Origin of the sequence: Dactylosporangium siamense (assembly GCF_016862795.1) — a bacterium.
GTDB lineage: Bacteria > Actinomycetota > Actinomycetes > Mycobacteriales > Micromonosporaceae > Dactylosporangium > Dactylosporangium siamense.
In genome coordinates, this window is record NZ_BONQ01000014.1 from 100,743 (window position 1) to 119,337 (window position 18,595).

At 73.5% G+C, this 18,595-nt stretch carries 13 protein-coding genes; 7 read left to right on the top strand and 6 right to left on the bottom strand.

Going from position 1 to position 18,595, the window contains the following annotated elements; translation table 11 throughout:
• The first annotated feature begins 15 nt into the window (after positions 1–15).
• On the top strand, positions 16–321 hold the full coding sequence (locus Dsi01nite_RS02345; RefSeq protein ID WP_203844309.1) for a WXG100 family type VII secretion target: 306 nt from the start codon (positions 16–18) through the stop codon (positions 319–321).
• 76 nt (positions 322–397) lie between these two features.
• Here Dsi01nite_RS02345 and Dsi01nite_RS02350 read toward each other — a convergent pair whose 3' ends face one another.
• The 4 genes from Dsi01nite_RS02350 to Dsi01nite_RS02365 all read right to left on the bottom strand — a co-directional run bounded on the left by Dsi01nite_RS02350 (position 398) and on the right by Dsi01nite_RS02365 (position 7,683).
• Positions 398–1,261, bottom strand: coding sequence for a TIGR03620 family F420-dependent LLM class oxidoreductase (locus tag Dsi01nite_RS02350; RefSeq protein ID WP_203844310.1), 864 nt, complete (start codon positions 1,259–1,261; stop codon positions 398–400).
• A gap of 97 nt (positions 1,262–1,358) precedes the next feature.
• Positions 1,359–5,876 (bottom strand): FtsK/SpoIIIE domain-containing protein, encoded by a 4,518-nt coding sequence (locus tag Dsi01nite_RS02355; protein WP_203844311.1) that lies wholly within the window; start codon positions 5,874–5,876, stop codon positions 1,359–1,361.
• A complete protein-coding gene (locus Dsi01nite_RS02360; protein ID WP_203844312.1) occupies positions 5,873–7,189 on the bottom strand; it encodes a hypothetical protein in 1,317 nt (438 codons plus the stop codon). The genes Dsi01nite_RS02355 and Dsi01nite_RS02360 overlap by 4 nt, the downstream gene beginning before the upstream one ends.
• Positions 7,186–7,683, bottom strand: coding sequence for a sigma-70 family RNA polymerase sigma factor (locus Dsi01nite_RS02365; RefSeq protein ID WP_203844313.1), 498 nt, complete (start codon positions 7,681–7,683; stop codon positions 7,186–7,188). Before Dsi01nite_RS02365 ends, Dsi01nite_RS02360 begins: the two co-directional genes overlap by 4 nt.
• A 281-nt stretch (positions 7,684–7,964) precedes the next feature.
• Between Dsi01nite_RS02365 and Dsi01nite_RS02370 the strand changes: the two genes are divergently transcribed.
• A complete protein-coding gene (locus tag Dsi01nite_RS02370; RefSeq protein ID WP_203844314.1) occupies positions 7,965–8,864 on the top strand; it encodes an AMIN-like domain-containing (lipo)protein in 900 nt (299 codons plus the stop codon).
• Positions 8,865–8,912: 48 nt separating this feature from the next.
• On the opposite strand, the gene Dsi01nite_RS02375 is transcribed toward Dsi01nite_RS02370, so the two are convergent.
• Positions 8,913–9,854, bottom strand: a complete 942-nt coding sequence (locus tag Dsi01nite_RS02375) for an AraC family transcriptional regulator (protein WP_203844315.1) — start codon at positions 9,852–9,854, stop codon at positions 8,913–8,915.
• A gap of 101 nt (positions 9,855–9,955) precedes the next feature.
• Between Dsi01nite_RS02375 and Dsi01nite_RS02380 the strand changes: the two genes are divergently transcribed.
• Positions 9,956–10,837 (top strand): NADP-dependent oxidoreductase, encoded by an 882-nt coding sequence (locus Dsi01nite_RS02380; protein WP_239135625.1) that lies wholly within the window; start codon positions 9,956–9,958, stop codon positions 10,835–10,837.
• Here Dsi01nite_RS02380 and Dsi01nite_RS02385 read toward each other — a convergent pair.
• Complete coding sequence (locus Dsi01nite_RS02385) at positions 10,827–11,606, bottom strand: alpha/beta hydrolase (RefSeq protein WP_203844317.1); 780 nt, start codon at positions 11,604–11,606, stop codon at positions 10,827–10,829. The two genes, Dsi01nite_RS02380 and Dsi01nite_RS02385, sit on opposite strands and share 11 nt — an antisense overlap.
• A gap of 33 nt (positions 11,607–11,639) precedes the next feature.
• Here Dsi01nite_RS02385 and Dsi01nite_RS02390 point away from each other — a divergent pair, with 33 nt between their 5' ends.
• The 4 genes from Dsi01nite_RS02390 (at position 11,640) to Dsi01nite_RS02405 (ending at position 18,557) form a co-directional block, all read left to right on the top strand.
• Positions 11,640–12,866: an MFS transporter gene (locus Dsi01nite_RS02390; protein ID WP_203844318.1), complete on the top strand. Its 1,227-nt coding sequence runs from the start codon at positions 11,640–11,642 to the stop codon at positions 12,864–12,866.
• Positions 12,867–13,090: 224 nt separating this feature from the next.
• Positions 13,091–15,037, top strand: coding sequence for a glycosyltransferase family 2 protein (locus Dsi01nite_RS02395; protein ID WP_239135626.1), 1,947 nt, complete (start codon positions 13,091–13,093; stop codon positions 15,035–15,037).
• Entirely contained in the window at positions 15,034–16,146 is a 1,113-nt protein-coding gene (locus Dsi01nite_RS02400) for a glycoside hydrolase family 26 protein (RefSeq protein ID WP_203844320.1), read from the top strand. The genes Dsi01nite_RS02395 and Dsi01nite_RS02400 overlap by 4 nt, the downstream gene beginning before the upstream one ends.
• Entirely contained in the window at positions 16,143–18,557 is a 2,415-nt protein-coding gene (locus Dsi01nite_RS02405) for an Hsp70 family protein (RefSeq protein WP_203844321.1), read from the top strand. The genes Dsi01nite_RS02400 and Dsi01nite_RS02405 overlap by 4 nt, the downstream gene beginning before the upstream one ends.
• The last annotated feature ends 38 nt before the right edge of the window (positions 18,558–18,595 follow it).

An 18,595-nucleotide genomic window follows, 5' to 3' on the forward strand; every position in this document is an offset into this window, starting at 1 on the left:
CTGAAGGAGCCCCGCATGCCCAACATCTCACTCGACTACGACAAGATCGAGGCGACCTCGACCCGCCTGGACGGCGCTGTCCGCGACATCCTGCCGATGCTGGAGTCCCTGCGCAGCGACGTGTCCAACCTCCTCGAGGACGGCCTGGTGTTCCAGCAGTCCAGCCCGGCGATGAAGGAGTCCTACGACAAGTTCAACACCAGCCTCCTCGCCGCGATGAAGGGCATCAACGACTTCGCCAAGCAGTTCCGCGACATCCGCACCTCGATGGAGGAGATGGACGTCGACATGGCTGGCAAGATCCGCTCCGCCGGCTCCTGACCCACCGGCCGCGGCGGCCCGTTGTGGCCGCCGCGGGCCGGCTCCCGGCCGGCTCCCGGCCGGCTCCCGGCCGGGGTCAGATCAGCGCCGCGGCGAGGGCGCGGAACGCCCTGGCCGGGAACACCGTGGCGTTGCCGCCGTTGAGCACCTGGATCGCCACCTCATTCGCACCGGCCTGGTAGTGCCGTTCGATCCCGGCGGCGACCTGCTCGACCGTGCCCCAGGGGATGACCGCGTCGACGAGCCGGTCGCTGCCGCCGCCGGTCAGGTCGTCCTCGGTCCACCCGAGCCGGCGCAGGTTCCTGGTGTAGTTGGGCAGCTCGAGGTACGCGGCCATGTACTGGCGGGCGGTGGTGCGCGCGGTGGCGGCGTCCGGGTCGACGACGACGGCGACCTCCGGCGCGAGCAGCCGGTCGGGGCCGAGGACCGCCCGCGCCTCAGCGGTGTGCTCGACGGTGATGAAGTACGGGTGCGCGCCGGCCGCACGGTCGCGGGCGAGTTCCAGCATCCGCGGCCCGAGCGCGGCCAGGACCCGCCGGTCGGCCGTGCCCCCGGACGCGTCGAGGGCGTCGAGATACTCCACCATCTTCGAGTAGGGCTTGCGGTATGCGTCGCCCTTCTCCTCGACCATCGGTGCGTGGCTGGCGCCGAGACCGGCCAGGAACCTGCCGGGATGGGTCCGCTCCGCGTCGGCCGTGAACGCCGCCACCTCGGCCGGCGGCGCATGCCAGATGGAGAGGATGCCCGGGGCCACCCCGATGCGTTTGGTCCCGTCCAGGATCTCCCGGAAGCGCGGGGGGACGCCGGCCCCGAACCCGGCCGAGAACCAGATCCGGGAGTAGCCGAGCTCCTCCAGTTCGCTCGCGGCGTCGAGGGCCGCGGTCAGGTCCTCGCTGCGGAGGAAGAACGGTTGCCACACACTGACGAGTCGTGCCGCCATGCCGGATCAGCTCCTCTGAGACGCTGCCGCAATTATCGTCGGCGGCACACCCTTCCGGCACGGTCTTCGTGCGCCGGACCCCAGAACCACCCGCCGGCTAGTCGCGCAGGACCGTCAGGGGGACCTGCACGGCGAGCGCGGTGCCGGCCGGCCCGGACGTGTACGCCCGGCCGACCGGGGCGGCGCCACGGACCTGGCTGGAGGTGAGCCGGGCGCCGATCGCGTCGCCCTCCGTGACGGACCGGGGGGCCAGCAGCAGCCCCCGCCGGGCCCGGCGGGCCGCGGTGAGCCAGGCGCCGAGGCCGATCGACAGCGCGTCGGCCGCACCGGCGTACACGACGCACTGCCCGTGGTCGCGGCCCGACGTCGCGACCGCCCGGAGCACCTTGTCCGCGGCGGGGGTGGTGAGCAGGTCGGCGTCGTCCACCAGGATCACCGCCGGGGCCCGCAGCTCGGCCAGCGCGGCCTGCACGGCGTCGTTGCCCGGGTCCGGGTCGGTGAACAGCCGGACCTGGGCGTGCCGGGCGAGGGCCCGCAGCGGCGACTCCCGCGGGGTGAAGACGATCAGCCCGGTGCCGCCCGCGAGCAGCGACACGGCCAGGGTGGCCAGGACGTTGCTGCGGCCGGTGCCGGGTGGGCCGCCGACGTAGAACGCCGACGTGGTGGCGAGGTCGACGCCGACCGCGGTGCCGTCGTCGCCGCCGACGCCGAGCAGCCCCCACATCGGGCGCCGCAGCGCCGCGGGGACCTGCTCGTAGGCGTCGGTGAACGCGACGCTCGCCGGTAGCCCGGCGACCGTGAACGGCCGGTCCTCGACCGCGGACGAGGTCGCCGCGGCGCCGATCCTGCGCAGGGCGGCGGCCTGGGCCTGGCCGCTGTCGTCGGGGTCCAGGAGCGCGACCTGCGTCTCGGTGCGGGACAGCACGTGCCAGCCCCGACCGGCCGGGATCGTCGCCGGGACCTTGCTCGGCAGGATGCCGACGAGCTGGTAGTCGTTGCGGTCGGCCTGGCGCAGCAGCAGCTTGTGGTCGTTGTGCGCGGCGAGCCGCCCGCCCAGCAGGGCCCGCTCGGAGGTGGCGATCACGTGGATGCCGGCGGCGGCGCCCTCCCGCACGATGCGGGTCACGTCGCCGAGGAGCCGGCCCTGGTCGTGCTCGTCGAGGACGGGGGCGAGGGCGTCCCAGCCGTCGATGAACAGCAGGATGTGCGGTGGCCGCTCGGCGGCGGGCACCCGGCGGCGCAGCTCGACGAGCCCGGCGCAGCTGAGCGCGGCGCAGCGTTCCTGCCGTTCGGTCAGCTCGCGGCCGAGCCGGCGCAGGAGCCGTTCGAGGCGTTCCATGTCGTGCCGGGACACGACCCCGCCGCAGTGCGGCAACGCCTCCAGTGCCGTGAGGCCACCGCCGGCGGCGTCGATGCCGTACAGGTGCACGTCGCGGACCCTGACCCGCTGCGCGGCTGCGCCCGCGATGCTCCGCAGCACCTGGGTGCGGCCGGAGCGCGGCGCACCGATCACGTAGAGGTGGCCGAACGTGCCGAGGTCGACGGTCGCGACCCGGCGCTGCTGGAGCTGCGGGACGTCTTCGAGGGCGTACGGGATCAGCGGCGGCACGCTCTCGTGCACCGCACCCTCCCGCCGCACTGCCAGCTCGGCGAGCAGCGCCCGGTCCTGCAGCGCCGGCAGCCACGGGCTCGGCTGCGCGACGAGGTCGGCGAGACCGCCGGCGGCCGCGACGACCGCGGCGACGAATGCCTGCAGGTCCGTCGGGACGATGGCGGCGGGGGCGTGCGGGTCGAGGTCGGGGGCGGGAAGGTCGACGGGCCGGCCGAGGCGCTGCCAGGACAGCTCGGCGGTGCGTAGCGGCGCCGCCGCGACGGGTGCGGCGCCGTCGGGGTGCCGGCCGGCGCCGACCCAGGCGGCCTGGAACGGCACCGCGGTGCGGTGCCCGGCGCGGACCAGGGCGCGGCCGGGGTTGCCGGGTGAGATGTTGACGGCCTCGCCGGTGTCGATGATGTCCTGGCTCTCGACGGTGTCGGTGACCCGCAACGCGATCCGCAGGTTGGTGTTGGCCTTGATGTCGGGGGTGACCGCCCCGGCGGGCCGCTGGGTGGCGAGGATCAGGTGGATACCGAGGGACCGGCCGCGCTGGGCGATGCCGATCAGGCCGGGCACGAAGTCGGGCACCTCGCGCACGAGGGTGGCGAACTCGTCGATGACCAGCAGCAGCCGCGGCAGGCGGGGCAGCGCCGGGTCCACGGCCCGTTTCGCGCGGTACGCGGGCAGGTCCTTGCACTCCGCGTCGGCCAGGATCCGTTCCCGGCGGCGCAGTTCGGCGCCGAGGGACTCCATCGCCCGCTGGACGAGGTGCGCGTCGAGGTCGGTGACCATGCCGAGGGTGTGCGGCAGTTCGGCGCACTCCCGGAACGCGCTGCCGCCCTTGTAGTCGACGAGGACGAAGGTCAGTTCGTCGGGCCGGTTCGCGGCGGCGAGCGACGCCACGAACGCCTGCAACAGCTCCGACTTGCCGGATCCGGTGGTGCCGGCGACGAGCCCGTGCGGGCCGTCGCGAACCAGGTCCAGGGCCAGCGGGCCGTCGTAGCTGCGGCCGAGCATGAAGGTGGTGCTCGCCGGCCGCCGCTCCCACCGACGCAGCAGCTCGGCCGGGTCGGGCGGCTCGAGGTCGAGCAGGTCCAGCAGCCGCACCTCGCGGGGCAGCCCGGCGTCATGTTCGGGGCTGACGTCGCGCAGCGGGGCGAGGGCGCGGGCCAGCCGCTCGCACCAGTCGACGTCGACGAGGTCGGCGCGGACGCCGGTGAGGTCGGCGTTGCCGGTGCGGCGCAGGGTCACCGTCGTCGCGGCGGCCACCACGACGGCGGTGCACTCCTCCGGCAGGAGGCGTTCCTGCTCGTCGAGGCAGATGCTGAACAGCCGCACCCGGGGCCCGGCGGTGAGCAGCTGCACCACCCCGGGCACGTCCCGCAGCTGCCGGGCGCCGTCGAGGATGACGAGCACGTCCGGGTCGGTGAACATGGCCTTGCCCAGCGACGAGCCGAGCGCCCGCTGCCGGGCCTGCAGCTGTGCGACGAGCTCAGCGACGCGGTTGGCGACGCTCTCCGGGTCGCTGCCGACACTGATCATCGGCCCGCCCCCACCACCGGCCGGCCGCAGGTGCGGCAGCCAGCGGACCCAGCTCCAGCCGTCACTGCGCTGCGGCTCGGTGAGCACCACGACCCGCAGGTCCCGGGGGCTGTGCAGCACGGCGCTCTGCGCGACGAACCACCGCGCCAGGGCCTGCACCGGCGCGACCGGCCCGGCGACCCCGACGACGCCGTACTCGGCGAGCTCGAGGCCGACCGGCACGTCGCGGATGTTCCAGCGCACCGTTCGGTGGTTCTCGTCGCGGCCCGGGTCGTCGATCTCCTTCACCGACGGCAGGTCCGCGGTGCCGAGCCGCACCAGCAGATGGTCGGGGTCCCGCCGGCGCCGCTCCCACAGCCGCACGCCGGGCCCGGTCGCGACGAGGCCGAGGGTCGCCGGGTCGGGGCCGGTCACGCACCGCACGTGCCGTTCCTGCCGGACCGCTTCGTGGATCTCCCGTTGCAGGGAGTCCATCCGCAGCCGATACCGCCGCCACTGGTCCTCGTGCTGCTTGCGGTTGCCGCGCCGCCCCACCATCCAGTTGGTGATCGCCATGACCGGGGTGAACAGGATGAAGACCAGGTAGAAGTACGACCGGAACACCCCGACGAGGACGAGTCCGAGCACGATGGGGGCGATGAGCATCAGCAGCGGAAACGGTTGCCGCGGCGGGCGGGTCGGCGGGTTCGGCAGCCGCACCCGCTCGGCGTCCAGGTGCGGCGCGATCCGCGGCGGCCGGTTGTAGTCCAGCGCGATCCCGTCGGCAGCCTCGGTGATCGCCGCGTCCGCGACCACGGGCGCCACGAGCCGCAGCAGCACCGGCCCGACGGCCAGGTCCGTGCCGGCCTCCCAGCGACTGCCGTGCTGGTCGTCCTGCTGCGCGTCCGGTACGGCCGGCCGCTCCCCTCCCTCGAGCGTCATCCCGGTGTCCGGGTCGAACGCGTACGGCGGCTCCACGACAGCGGGCCGGACCTCGCCGTCTTCGCCGCCGGACTCCCGGTGCCAGGTCACGGTGCCCCGGGTCGACACGGTCACCCAGAGTCCGTGGGCCGGCGCGTCGGGGCCGGCGACGCGGATCGCGCAGTGCCCGGCGGTGCCGACCTCCCAGCTGCCCGCGGTCAGCAGCCAGCTCCGCCCGGCGGCCGGGCCGGACACGACGTGGACCTCGGCGAGGACGGGCCCGGCGTCGGGTGACGGGACCCGGACCTGATCCCGGTGCCGGACGGGCCGGCCGAGGCCGAGGACGGTCCCGGATCTGATGCCGGAGCCGTGCACGGCGGCGGTGAGCGGCACCTCGGCACCGCCGAGGAAGATCTTCCTCGCCGGACCGGCACCGGCGAGGAACCTGCCGGGCCCGTCGTCGGCGGGCCGGTCGAGCGCGGCGCTGAGCTCGGCGACGGTGCACCCACCGGGCAGGTCGACGAGGTGGTCCCGGCGGGTCCCGTCGATCCCGTCGACGGTGCTGAGGGTGAGGTTCACGGCAACTCGCCTCTCGTGGCCGCCCGGGCGCCTCCCACGAGGCTGGCGGAAACCCCGAGCGCGGTGGGCCCGGGCTCGTCGAACTCGTCCTCGCCGGACCCGCCCGCCGGCGGTTCGCCGGCGTCGGCGACCCGCGGCGACACCGGAGGCCGGGCCGGGCCGGCCGCCGTCGCCGCGGCCAGTGCCGCCGCAGCCGGTGCCGCCACGGGCGGCGCGGTCGCAGCCGGTACCGCCGCGGGCGGCGCGGTCGCGGGCGGGGCGGTCGCGGGCAGGGCGGGCACGGGCGGGGCGGGCACGGGCAGGGCGGGCACGGGCGGTGCGGTCGAGGTCCGGGGCGGCGGCGCGGTGGGAGCGGTCCGCTGGGGTGGGAGGTTGTCGAGCAGCGCGACGAAGGCGTCCTCGTCGAGGGCCGGGCCGGGGGCCGGCCGGCGAGGTGCCGGCGGGATGGTGCCCAAGGCGCGGGCGACCGACCTCGGCAGCGGCGTGACGTCCAGGACGAGGGGGGTGCCGAGCGGGCGCACGAGACCCGCGCGGTCCGCGACGAGGAGCCTGGCGTGGCCGCGGGCGCCGCCGAGCCGGACGGTGCGGATGTCCGGGCGGATGGTGTCCGGGACACCGGCGGAGATCAGGAACTCGGTCGCGGTGGTCGTGGTCGCGCCCTCGAAGCGGGGATGGACGCCCGGGCCGATGGTGACGGTGCCGTCCGGCTGGCGGACCTCCAGCTGGGCCGCGACGGACTGGACGAGAGCGAGGGCGGTGCGTTCGTCACCGGTCGTGGCGTGGGTGGCGGGGCCGGCGGCCAGGTCGAGGAAGACGGCACCGCCGCGCAGGTCCTCCACGCCGGCCGCGACCAGCACCGGGCCGGCGCCGCCGGGCGCGGCCGGGTCGATCGGTGTCCACCAGAGCGACGGGTCGTCCTCGTCGGCCGTCCAGGCCGGGTCGTCCGGCGCGGCGCTGGGCGCGCCGGTCAGGTACACGCCGACCGAACCGCCCGAGACGATCGCCGCGTACGGCTGCCGGCCGGGTGCCGGGACGTCGCACAACGCGGTCTCGACCGCTGACCAGGTCTGCGGGTCGGCGAGCAGGCGGCGGAGCAGCTGGAGCCGCCGCCGGTAGCGCCACCACCGGCGCACCGGACGCACGAACGCCGCCGCGGTCTGCCGCACCTCGCGCGCGAGGCGGCGCCGCACGACCCGCCAGCCGCCGGCCCGGCGCACGGAGCGTTGCAGCAGGACCAGCGCCAGGATGAGCAGGCCGAGCCCGCCGAGCAGGGCGCTGATCGGGCCGCGCTGCGCGGAGAGGAACGACGTCATGCGGCCTCTCCAAGGGCGACACGCATGGCCCGCAGGGCATGGTGGGTGCGCGACTTCACGGTGCCGCGGGGGATGCCGAGGGCGTGGGCGGTGTCGTCGCCGCCGCGCCCGAGCAGGTGGACGTGCACCAGGATCTCCCGGTGCTGGGCCGGCAGCTGCCGCAGACCGTGGAGCAGGAGGTGCCGATCGGCGACGGTCTCGGCCAGGTCGCTGCGGTCGGCGCGCTCGGGGAACAGGTCGGCGGCGATGCCGATCGGCACGCTGCGATCCTTGCGCCAGGCGTCGACGACGAGATTCCGCGCGATCCGGAACAGCCATTGCCGGATCGGGCGTTGGGCCCAGTCGAGCTGGTCGGCGTGCTGCCACGCGCGCAGCAGGGTCTCCTGGACGATGTCCTCGGCCTGGTGCAGGTCGGGGGCGACGAGCCTGGTCACGTAGCGGTGCAGGGCGGCGCGCTGGTCACCGAGGTCGCGGGCGGCGTCGGCAGAACTCACGTTGGGCGCAGCCTTCCGGTGCATCGTGCTGAACGCCCGGTCGTCGTGCATTGGGCGCTTCCGCGCCCACCCTGGCAGCGCCGGATTGCCTGCGGATAGCGGAAGGTGAACACAGCGTGTCCGTTCATCGACTGGTACCGATCAGCTCCGGGCGGGCGGGTGGCGCGGCGGCGGGCTGTCCGATCAAGGACGCGGGCGCGAGGGGCGGTAAACCGGGGCGGCGACTGGGGCGTCTGCGACGTGTCATCGATCGCCACCCCTGAAAGGCCATCACCATGCGGATGAACCCGCTCCGAATCCTGTCCGTCGCCGCCGTCCTCCTGCCGGTGCTCCTCGTGACCGGCACCGCGTCGGCGGCGGGTGACCTGCCCGCCCCGACGAGCGTCACCCCCGTCACCGGCACCGCGACGGTCCCGCCCTGGGACCCGAACCCGCCGACCCTGGTGGGGCTGCGGACCGGCCGCCACGACGCCTACGACCGGACGGTCTTCGACTTCACCGGCGGCACCCCCGGCTACCGCGTCGAATACGCCCCGCTCGTCGCCGAGGGCTCCGGCCAGCGGATCCCGCTCGCCGGCGCGGCCACCCTGCGGGTCGTGTTCGACGGCGCGTACCCCGCCGTCGACCTCACCCGGGTCTACGACCCCCGGCTGCCGACCCTGCTGCAGATCAGGTCCGGCGGTGCGTCCGAGGGGCACATCACCTTCGGGCTCGGCGTCGCGGACCGGGTCGGGTTCCGGGTGCTGCGCCTGACCGACCCGCCGCGGCTCGCCGTCGACGTGGCGCACCAGCCGACCCAGCCGTTCACCACCGAACGGTTCAGCGGCGGCGCCGGGACCGCCGCGCAGGTCCAGATCACCGGCGTCCGGTCGGCCACCCACCCCGGCTACGACCGGGTCGTGTTCGACCTGGCCACCGCGACCACCCCGCTGGTCACGGTCGCCTACACCGGGCCGAACCCGTCGACGGTCTTCGTCGGGTTCACCGCCGCCACCACCCAGCGCGGGGTGGTCGGCGGCCCGAACCCGGCCCCGGTCGGACTCGGGCAGGCGAAATCGGTGTCGTTCAACGTCTACGACAACGGGACGGTGTCGGCGTTCATCACCACCGGCCACCGCACCGGCTACCGGGTGCTGCTGTTGTCGAACCCGACCAGGGTCGTCGTCGACATTGCCCACTGAACGTCCACTGTGGACCGGCGGATCACCCGTCCGCCGGTCCGCGGCGGATCACCCGTCCGCCGGTCCGCGGCGGTATCGGCCCGGCGCGGTGCCGTGCCGGCGTTTGAACGCGGCGGCGAAGGCGAACTCGGACGAGTAGCCGACCTTGGCCGCGATGACACCGAGCGGCGCGTCGGACTCCTGCAGCAGTCGGGCCGCGGTGGTCATCCGCCACCAGGTCAGGTAGGTCAGTGGCGGCTGGCCGAGCAGGGTGGTGAAGCGGCGCGCGAACGGCGCCCGGGACAGCCCGGCCTCCGCGGCGAGGGCCGCGACGGTCCACGGCCGCGCCGGATCCCGGTGCATGGCCTGCAACGCCGCGGTGGTGGCCGGGTCGTTGAGCGCGGCGGCCCAGCCGGTCGTGGTCGCGAGGGCGGGCGGCCGCTCCAGCCACGCCCGCAGGATGTGCAGCAGCAGCGTGTCGAGCAGCGCGGGCACGATGGCGTCCGTGCCGAGCCCGGGCCGCTCCAGCTCGGCGGCGAGCAGGTCGACGGTGGCTCGCAGCGAAGGGTGCCGGCCGAGGTGCGCGGGGAGGTGGATGAGCTCGGGCAGGTCGCGCACCAGCGGATGGACCCGGGCCGGGTCGACCTCGTAGGCCCCGCAGAGCGTCACGGTGACCGGTGCGCCGGTGGGGACGCCGACGGTGTCGGTGGCGTAGCGCTGGAGCAGCTGCGGGTCGTTCGGGTCGCACGCGGGGGTGGTCGGCCGGGTCGACGGGCTGCCGGCCAGGGTGTGCCCGTCTCCGTGGGGCCGGAACACCACGTCGCCGGCCCCGAGGGGCACCGGGTCGGCGCCGGGCAGGACGAGCCAGCACGGCCCCTGCAGGATCACGTGGAAGCCGGCGGCGCCGGGCACGGCCGCGAACTGCTGCGCCCACGGCGCGTGCCAGGCCACCCGCGCCGAGCGGGGCCGGCCGGTCCGCATCACCGTGATCACGTCACTGAGCACGTCCATGCCCGCCACAGTATCGCCAGCGAGACGATCAGGTATGAACGAGGGACTGTGACGCATGGTTCGTCTCCCAGCATCGCCGTAGGTTCGAAACCATGAGAGCCATGCGAATCCACCGGTACGGCGACGCGACCGAGATCCGGGCCGACGACATCCCACTGCCGGTGCCCGGTCCGGGTGAGGTGCTGATCCGGGTCGCCGCGACCTCGTTCAACCCGTCCGACGTCGGGCTGCGCCGCGGGCTGCTGCGCGAGATCCTCCCGATGGAGCTGCCGCTCACGCTCGGCGGCGACGTCGCCGGCACGGTCGTCGAGGCCGGCAGCGGCGTATCCGGCCACACCTCCGGCGACCAGGTCATCGGCCGGGTCCACGGGGCCACGGCCGACTACGTCACCGCCGACGCCGCCACGCTCGTCGCCGCGCCGCGCACCATCCCGCTCGCGCACGCCGCCGCCATCCCGGTCGCGGGCCTCACCGCCTGGCAGGCGGTGTTCGAGCACGCGGACGTCCGGCCCGGGCAGCGGGTGCTGGTCAACGGCGCCGGTGGCGGCGTCGGCGGGTTCGCCGTCCAGCTCGCCCGGCACGCCGGGGCGCAAGTGATCGCCACCGCCAGCGCCCGCAGCGCCGACCTGGTCCGCCGGCAGGGTGCCGACGAGGTCGTCGACTACACGGCGACCACCCTCCACGAGGCGCTCGACGGACCCGTCGACGCGATCCTGCACCTCGTCCCGACCAGCGCCGCGGCGGCCGGGTCGCTGCTGCCGCTGCTCGCCGAGGGTGGCGTCTTCGTGTCGGCCACCGTCCCGATCGGGGTGCACTTCGTGGCCCGCAACGACACCCGCCACCTCGCCGCCCTGGTCGAGCTGATCGACGCCGGCACGGTCCGGGTCGACGTCGCCGGGTCCCACCCCCTCACCGACCTGGCCCTGGTGCACCGGGAGGCAGAGGCGGGCCGGACCCGCGGGAAGATCATCCTCACGGCCTGACGGACGGCAGGGGCAGCCAGGCGAGGACGTCACGGATCTTGTCGTCCCAGTGCGACCAGTCGTGGGTGCCGGCGCTGAACTGCGACGTCAGCGGGATGTCGCGCTCGGCGCAGGCGTCGCGGAAGCGGACGTTGCCCGCATACAGCGGGTCCTCGGTGCCGCACCACTGGAACAGCGGCGGTGGGTCGGTGACCTGGTCCAGCAGGGCGAGGAGGTCGTTGTCGCCGCCGTCGAAGGGGTCGTCGCCGAAGACGCGCCGCCACATCAAGGGATCGACCTCGGAGGTCATGGTGCGCATCCGGTCGCCGAGGTCGAGGACGCCGGACAGGCTCGCGGCCGCGCCGAACCGCGACGGGTGGCGCAGGGCGAGCTTGAACGCGCCGTAGCCGCCCATCGACAGGCCGGCCACGTAGGTCTCCGCCGGGTCGCTGGACAGCCGGAAGAAGCTGCGGGCGATCGCCGGCAGTTCCTCGGCGACGAAGGTCCAGTACGGGCGGCCCCACACCTCGTCGGCGTAGAAGCTGCGGTGGACCTGCGGCATGACCACGGCGATGCCGAGGTCGGCGACGTAGCGCTCGATCGACGTGCGCCGGGTCCAGACGGTGTCGTCGTCGCTGAGGCCGTGCAGCAGGAACAGGGTCGGCAGGTCACCGTCGCGGCCGCTGCCGGACATGCCGATCTGCCCGGTGGTGCGCTGGGGCAGCACGACGGTCATCGAGGTGCTGAAGCCGAGGACGTCGGAGAAGAAATCACAGCGAACGAGTGCCATCCACCAACCTAAACACGCCTTAAAGTGGCTCTTGTGGAACGCCGCGCCAACGCCGCCCTCGCCGCGTTGTCGGTGGCGACATTCACGTTCGTCACCGTCGAGGTGATGCCGATCGGCCTGTTGACCTTGATCGCGGACGACCTGCACCGCAGCCGGGCCGAGGTCGGGCTGCTGCTCACGGGGTATGCGGCGGTCGTGGTCCTGCTGTCGGTGCCGATGGCGGCGCTGACCCGCAGGCTGCCGCGGCGGCTGCTGCTCGGCGCGACCCTCGGGGTGTCGGCGGCGGCGACGGCGATGTCGGCGGTCGCGCAGGGATACGCGATGCTGCTCGGGGCGCGGCTGGTCGTCGCGTTGACGCAGGCGCTGTTCTGGTCGATCGTGGCGTCGACCGCGACCGCGATGTTCCCGCCGTCGCAGCGGGGGCGCACGGTGGCCAGGATGTCGATCGGGGCGTCGCTCGCGCCGGTGCTCGGGGTGCCGCTCGGCACGTGGCTGGGCCAGCAGCTGGGGTGGCGGGCGGCGTTCGGGGTGATGGCGGTCATCGGGGCGGCGACGTGCGTGGCGGTCGTGACGCTGCTGCCGGCGTCGCTGCCGTCGGGTGCCGCCTCCGCCCGCGCGATGACCCCGGACCGGCGGCGCTACCTGCTGCTGCTGCTCGTCACCTCGCTGGGCGTGGCGGGGTCAATGACGGCGCAGACCTACGTGACCCCGTTCCTGCTGGACGTGACGCACTTCGACGCCTCGTCGCTCGGGCCGCTGCTGCTGGTCTCCGGTGCCGGTGGGGTCGTCGGCACGCTCGTCGTCGGCCGTTTCCTCGACCGGCACCCCTGGCCCGCCCTGGCGGTGCCGGTGGCGCTGCTGTGCGCGGCGGCCGTGGTCCTGTATGCCGGCGGCACCGTGCGGGCCTTCACCATCGCGTCCCTCGCGGCGACCGGCGCGGCATATGCGGCGTTCGCGGCGGCGGTGCAGAACCGGGTGCTGCAGGTCGCGCCCGGCAGCACCGACATGGCGTCGGCCGGCAGCAGCTCCTCGTTCAACATCGGCATCTCGGCCGGCTCGTTCATCGGCGGCGTGATCATCGAGGACGTCAGCGTGCGGGCGGTCGCGCTCGCTGCCGCGCTGCTCATCGCCGCGGCGCTCAGCGCGCTGCTGGTCGACCCGCTGCTGCCGACGGCGGCACCCGCGGCCGGAGCGGCGCCCCAGCACGAACCGGTGAAGGCCGTCGCATGTCAGGAAAAGTCCGGTAATCCGAACGTGTGACGGCTGTCGGATCTTCTACATTCTCCCGTGTATCAGGCCGGAAAGACTGGTAATGCGTCCCGCCTGAACCGCTTCCACCTGGCAGAACATCGGCACAACAATTCACCCGTACCAATGCGATAGCAGCCGGAAGTGGACTCGGCGCGATGGGCGGGCTCACCTACGATCGGGCTAGTTCAAGCCGTTTCGGCAATCGCGCAAGGACCGGTGAGGAGGCAGGCAACGTGACGGACGAGCAGCTCGCGACCGTCCGCACCACGCCCGCCGAAAAACGAGCGCTGGCGCGACGCCTGCGCGACGCCGACACCCACCGCGCCTATGCGGCCTGCAACACCCTCACCGGTCCCCTCACCACCCCTGCCGGTCCCCATTTGCCGGTCGTGTACAGAAGCACGGCCCGCCCGGCGCAGCGGTTCATGCTCAGCGTCCTCATTTCGCTGAACTTCCTGACCGCGATCGTCTTCATCGGCTGGCTCGCCCTGCCGCGGCACATCCCAGGCGCCATGTCCCAGGCGGACGCCACCGACTGGCACGTGATCGTCGCGCGGGTCGCGTTCTGCTTCGTGATCCTGGTCGAGCTGGTCCGGCTGCTGCAGAACCTGGCGGTGTGGGTGTTCGCGTGGAAGGCCGCCGACCCGGTGCCGATGGTGCCGGAGCCGGGCCTGCGCATCGCGATGCTCACCACGATCGTGCCGGCCAAGGAGCCGATCGACGTCGTCGAACGGTCGCTGAAGGCGATGCAGAAGGTCCGCTACCCCGGGCACGTCGACATCTGGATCCTGGACGAGGGCAACGACCCGCGGGTCAAGGCGATGGCGAAGAAGCTCGGCGTGAAGCACTTCAGCCGCCGCGGCAGGCCGGAGTTCAACCAGCCCGACGGCCCGTTCCGGGCCAAGACCAAGGCCGGCAACCACAACGCGTGGCGCTTCACCCACGAGCACGTCTACGACGTGGTGGCGCAGATGGACCCCGACCACGTGCCGCTGCCGAGCTTCCTGGAGCGCACCGTCGGCTACTTCCGCGACCCCGACGTCGCGTTCGTCGTCGCCCCGCAGGTGTACGGCAACATGTACGGCGGCTGGGTCGTGCACGGCGCGTCGGTGCAGCAGTACCTCTTCAGCGGCCTGATCGAACGCGGCGGCAACGGGCTCGGCGCGCCGCTGCTCATCGGCACGAACCACCTCTACCGGCCCCTGGCGTGGGCGCTGATCGACGGGTACCAGGACAGCATCATCGAGGACCATCTCACCTCGATGGTCGTCATGGGATCGAACAACCCGCTCACCGACCGCCGCTGGAAGGGCGTCTACACCCCCGACGTCATCGCCGTCGGTGAGGGCCCGACAACCTGGACGGACTACTTCAACCAGCAGAAGCGCTGGGCCTACGGGGTGTGGGAGATCCTGCTGCGCAGCAGCCGGAAACACCTGAGGAACCTCAGTGCCGGGCAGCGGCTCTGCTACGGCCTCGTGCAGTCCTACTACCCGAGCGTCGCGCTGTCCGCGGTGTCGGGCACCCTCGCCACCGCCGCCTATCTGGGCCTCGGCATCGGCGCGATGCGGGTCGAGTGGCAGCTGTGGCTGCTCCTGTGGTCGGCGAGCATGGGCAGCTGGGCACTGCTCTGGCTGTGGTTGCGCCGGTTCAACCTCGCGGAGCACGAGCGTCGCGAGCTCGGCGTGCACGGCATGCTCCTTGCCCTGTTCGCGGTCCCGGTGTACGTCGTAGCCGGGGTCGCCGCCCTGCTGCGCCGCCCGCTCGCCTACGCGGTCACCGCGAAGGGCCGCCTCGCCAGCGCCGACGGGCCGAAGTCGTTCCGGCTGCACGCGGCATGGGCGGGGGTGTCCGCGGCGCTGCTCGGGGTGAGCGGGTGGCTCGGTCACCACTCCGGCGCGCTGTGGTTCTGGTCGGCGCTCAGCATCGTCGCCGGGGTCTCGCCACCGCTCATCGCGTGGATCACGTGGCTGCGCAACCGGCGGATCACCGAGCAGGAGGCCGACCTGACCACGTCCACCGGCCCGCTCGTCATGACCGTGCGCGGCAAGGCCGCCGTGGTCCGCGAGTCGATCACCACGACGTCGACGATCCGGCTGTCGGACCTGCCGCACGTGCCCGGCCTCGACCTGATCGTGCCCGGCCAGCGACCAGCGGTGGTTGCGAAGGAGCCGGTGTGATCACGCTGCCCCGGCTCATGCTCGCCGCGCTGCTGCTCGTCGGCGGCTACACGTTCGTGGTCGCGCCGCGGGTCGCCGCCGCGACCGGCCCCGCGGTCCGCTGGGAGACCTCCCGGGCCGAGCCGCGCCCGACCTTCACCCCCTCCCCTGGCCGGAAGGTCGCCTTCCCGCAGGCGAGCAAGGCGTTCTTCGGCGTGTTCACCTCCCGCGGCCCGACCGACCTGACCGAATACGACGGGTTCGTCGCCGCCGCCGGCAAGGCACCGCAGGTGATGATGTTCTCGCAGGGGTGGGCGGTCGCCAAGACGTTCGACCGGCAGCCGTTCGACCGCATCATGAACCGGGGCATGCTGCCGATGCTCGGCTGGGAGCCGTGGAACTTCCGCTCCGAGTCCAAACAGGACAGTTCCCGCGGCAACCAGCCCGACTACCGGCTGTCGAAGATCAGCGGCGGCGCCTACGACGGCTACATCAAGGCGTGGGCGGCCGGTGTGAAGAGCCTCGGCTACCCGGTCGCGATCCGCTTCGCGCACGAGATGAACGGCTACTGGTACCCGTGGTGCGAGTCCGCCAACGGCAACCGCAAGGGCGACTACGTCGCCGCGTGGCGGCACGTGCACGACCTCTTCGAGGCCGCCGGCGCCGACAACGTCACCTGGGTGTGGAGCCCCAACGTCGCCTACGACGGCTCGACCCCGCTGCAGCAGCTGTACCCCGGCGACGACTACGTCGACTGGGTCGGCCTGTCCGGCTACTACGGCACCGGCGGGCTCGAGCAGTACCAGACCTTCGACCAGATCTACCGCAAGACCCTGACGTCGGTCACCGCGATCTCGAAGCGGCCGATCGTCGTCACCGAGGTCGCCGCCACCGACGCCGCCGGCCGCAAGGCTGAGTGGATCACCGACCTGCTCAAGACCCTGCCGAAGCACCCGGAGATCATCGGGTTCCTCTGGTACGAGTCGGTCAAGGAGACCGACTGGCGGATCGCGGCGACCCCAGCGGCGTCCAAGGCGTTCGCGACCGGGATCTCGCAGCCCTACTTCACCGCGTCCTACGCTCCTGACATGGTGCCGCTGGTCGTTCGTCGCTCCGGGAGCACATCGTGACGGGATACGTCGTCGGCATCGACCTCGGCACCTCCAACACCGTCGCGGTGATCCGCTCCCCCGACGGCCGGCGCCGCCCGGTCCTCTTCGACGGCGCCCCGCTCATGCCGTCCGCGGTGTTCCTGCAGGACAACGGTCAGCTCGCGGTCGGCCGCGACGCGCAGCGGCTGGCCCAGCTCGACCCGGGCCGCTACGAACCCAACCCGAAGCGCCGCATCGACGAGACCACCGTCCTGCTCGGCAACACCGAGGTCCCGACCCGGGAGATGCTCGCCTCGGTGCTGTGGGCCGCCGCCGTCGGCGTCGCGGAGATCACCCGCACCCCACCGCCGGTCGTGCTCACCTATCCGGCGTCGTGGGCGCACACCCGCCGCTCCCTGCTCCAGGAGGCCGCGACCCTCGCGGGCTGGCGCCAGGTGAGCCTGGTCCCGGAGCCGGTCGCCGCCGCCCGCTACTTCATCAGCACCCTCAACCATCCGCTGCCGCTCGGCGCGGCCATGGTCGTCTACGACTTCGGCGGCGGCACCGTCGACATCGCCGTCGTCCGCCACTCCCCGGACGGCTTCACCGTCGTCGGCGCCGGCGGCCTGCAGGACATCGGCGGCCTCGACATCGACGCCACCCTCGTCGAGCACGTCGGCGCCCACCTGCGCCGCTCCGACCCCGCCGTGTGGCAGCGCCTGCAGGCACCGGTCACCGCGCAGGACCGCCGCGACCGGCGGCTGTTCTGGGAGGACGTCCGCGGCGCGAAGGAGATGCTGTCGCGCACCGCCGCCGCCCCGATCTCCGTCCCCGGCATCGAGGCGGCGCTGCACCTCACCCGCGACGAGCTCGAGGCGCTCGTCGAGCCGATGCTGCGCCAGACGATCGCCGAGACGTCCCGGGTCGTGGCGAGCTGCCGGCTGGCCCCGAACCAGCTCACCGGGATCATGCTCGTCGGCGGGTCGTCGCGGGTGCCGCTGGTCGCCCGCATGCTGCACCGCGCCCTCGGCGTCGTGCCCACCGTCCTGGAGCAGCCGGAGCTGCCGGTCGCCGAGGGCGCCGTCGTCCACCCGGCGGAGCTCACCGGCACCAGCGCGACCGGCACCGCGTCCGTCGCCGGCCAGCTGCCGCGCCAGACGTCACCGGGCGTGGCGTATCAGACCCAGGGGTATCCGGCGCAGCAGCTCACCGGCCAGAGCGGTGTCGTCTACGGCACGCAGCCCACCTCGGCGCCTCCGGTCAGCCCGGCATCCCCGCACTCTCCGGTCTCTCCGGTCTCTCCGGTCTCTCCGGCTGACGCGCCCGTCTCCGCCGTGCCGGTGTCCGGCCTGCCGGTGTCCGGCATTCCCGTCTCCGGCATGCCGGTCTCCGGGCCACCGGTCTCGGCGCCGCCCGTGCACACCGCCGGCGCTCCCGCGACCGCTCCGGTGCTCCCGCACGTGCCGGCACGGCCCGCGAAGCGGCGCCGGCTCGCGCTGGTCGCCGCGGCGGTTGTGGCGCTGCTGCTCGTCGCCGGTGGTGCCGCCTGGTACCTCACCCGGCCCAGCTGGGAGACCCTGCCGAAGGTGCCGACCGCGCTCGACGGCACCTCCATCGGCATCGAAGGCGCCGGCGCCGCGTTCTTCCACGGCAAGCTGTACGTCATCGGCGGCTACACCGCAGACCCGCCCCGCAAGTGGCTCAACACTGTGTGGATCTTCGACCCGGCATCCAACACCTGGTCACCGGGCCCGGGACTGGACTTCGGGACGTCCCAGATGGCGGTCGTGGTGACGCCGACCGATCAGCTGTACATCATCGGCGGCTACACGGAGACCGGCGCCACCGAGAACACCTACCAGCTCAACGCCGCCGCCGGGCGCTGGGACGAGAAGACGTCATTGCCCGAGGCCCGCCTGGCGGGTGCTGCGGTCCACGACGGCACCACGGTCATTTTCGCCGGCGGCGTCGGCAGCGACGGCCAGCCCAAGGACACGATCTGGGCGCTGAAGTCCGACGGCCAGAGCTGGGAGGAACTGCCCGCCCGGCTGGCGCAGCCCAGGGCGAAGCTGACCGCGGCCACCGACGGCGCCGGCACCGCCTGGTTCATCGGCGGCAGCGGCGGCGGTCACACGTACGACGACATCGACGTGCTCGTGCAGCGCAAGCCCGGCAACCCGCGCAAGCTGCCTCAGCCCCGCGAGGGCGCCTCCGCCGTCAACCTGGCGGGCTTCGGCCTGTGCGTGCTGGGCGGCAACAACGGCGACAAGGTCTACCAGTGGTGGTGCGCGAAGGACGGCGTCGCCTCGCGGCTGCCGAAGCTCGCCGTCCCGCGCGCCGGCATGGCCGTCGCGACCGCCGGCAAGACCGTGTACGCCGTCGGTGGGTACAGCACCGCGAAGAAGTTCAACGGCAGCACCGACGCGGAACGCTTCACCACCGGCTCCTGAGCGCCCGCGGCCATGACCGGCCCTGCAATCATCGAAGG

Bases quoted from the DNA above. Each gene is read 5' to 3' on its own strand.
- Dsi01nite_RS02380 (WP_239135625.1), top strand. From the start codon at position 9,956: ATGCGAATCCACCGGTACGGCGACGCGACCGAGATCCGGGCCGACGAC.
- Dsi01nite_RS02385 (WP_203844317.1), bottom strand. From the start codon at position 11,606: ATGGCACTCGTTCGCTGTGATTTCTTCTCCGACGTCCTCGGCTTCAGC.
- Dsi01nite_RS02360 (WP_203844312.1), bottom strand. From the start codon at position 7,189: ATGACGTCGTTCCTCTCCGCGCAGCGCGGCCCGATCAGCGCCCTGCTC.
- Dsi01nite_RS02350 (WP_203844310.1), bottom strand. From the start codon at position 1,261: ATGGCGGCACGACTCGTCAGTGTGTGGCAACCGTTCTTCCTCCGCAGC.
- Dsi01nite_RS02345 (WP_203844309.1), top strand. From the start codon at position 16: ATGCCCAACATCTCACTCGACTACGACAAGATCGAGGCGACCTCGACC.
- Dsi01nite_RS02370 (WP_203844314.1), top strand. From the start codon at position 7,965: ATGAACCCGCTCCGAATCCTGTCCGTCGCCGCCGTCCTCCTGCCGGTG.
- Dsi01nite_RS02375 (WP_203844315.1), bottom strand. From the start codon at position 9,854: ATGGACGTGCTCAGTGACGTGATCACGGTGATGCGGACCGGCCGGCCC.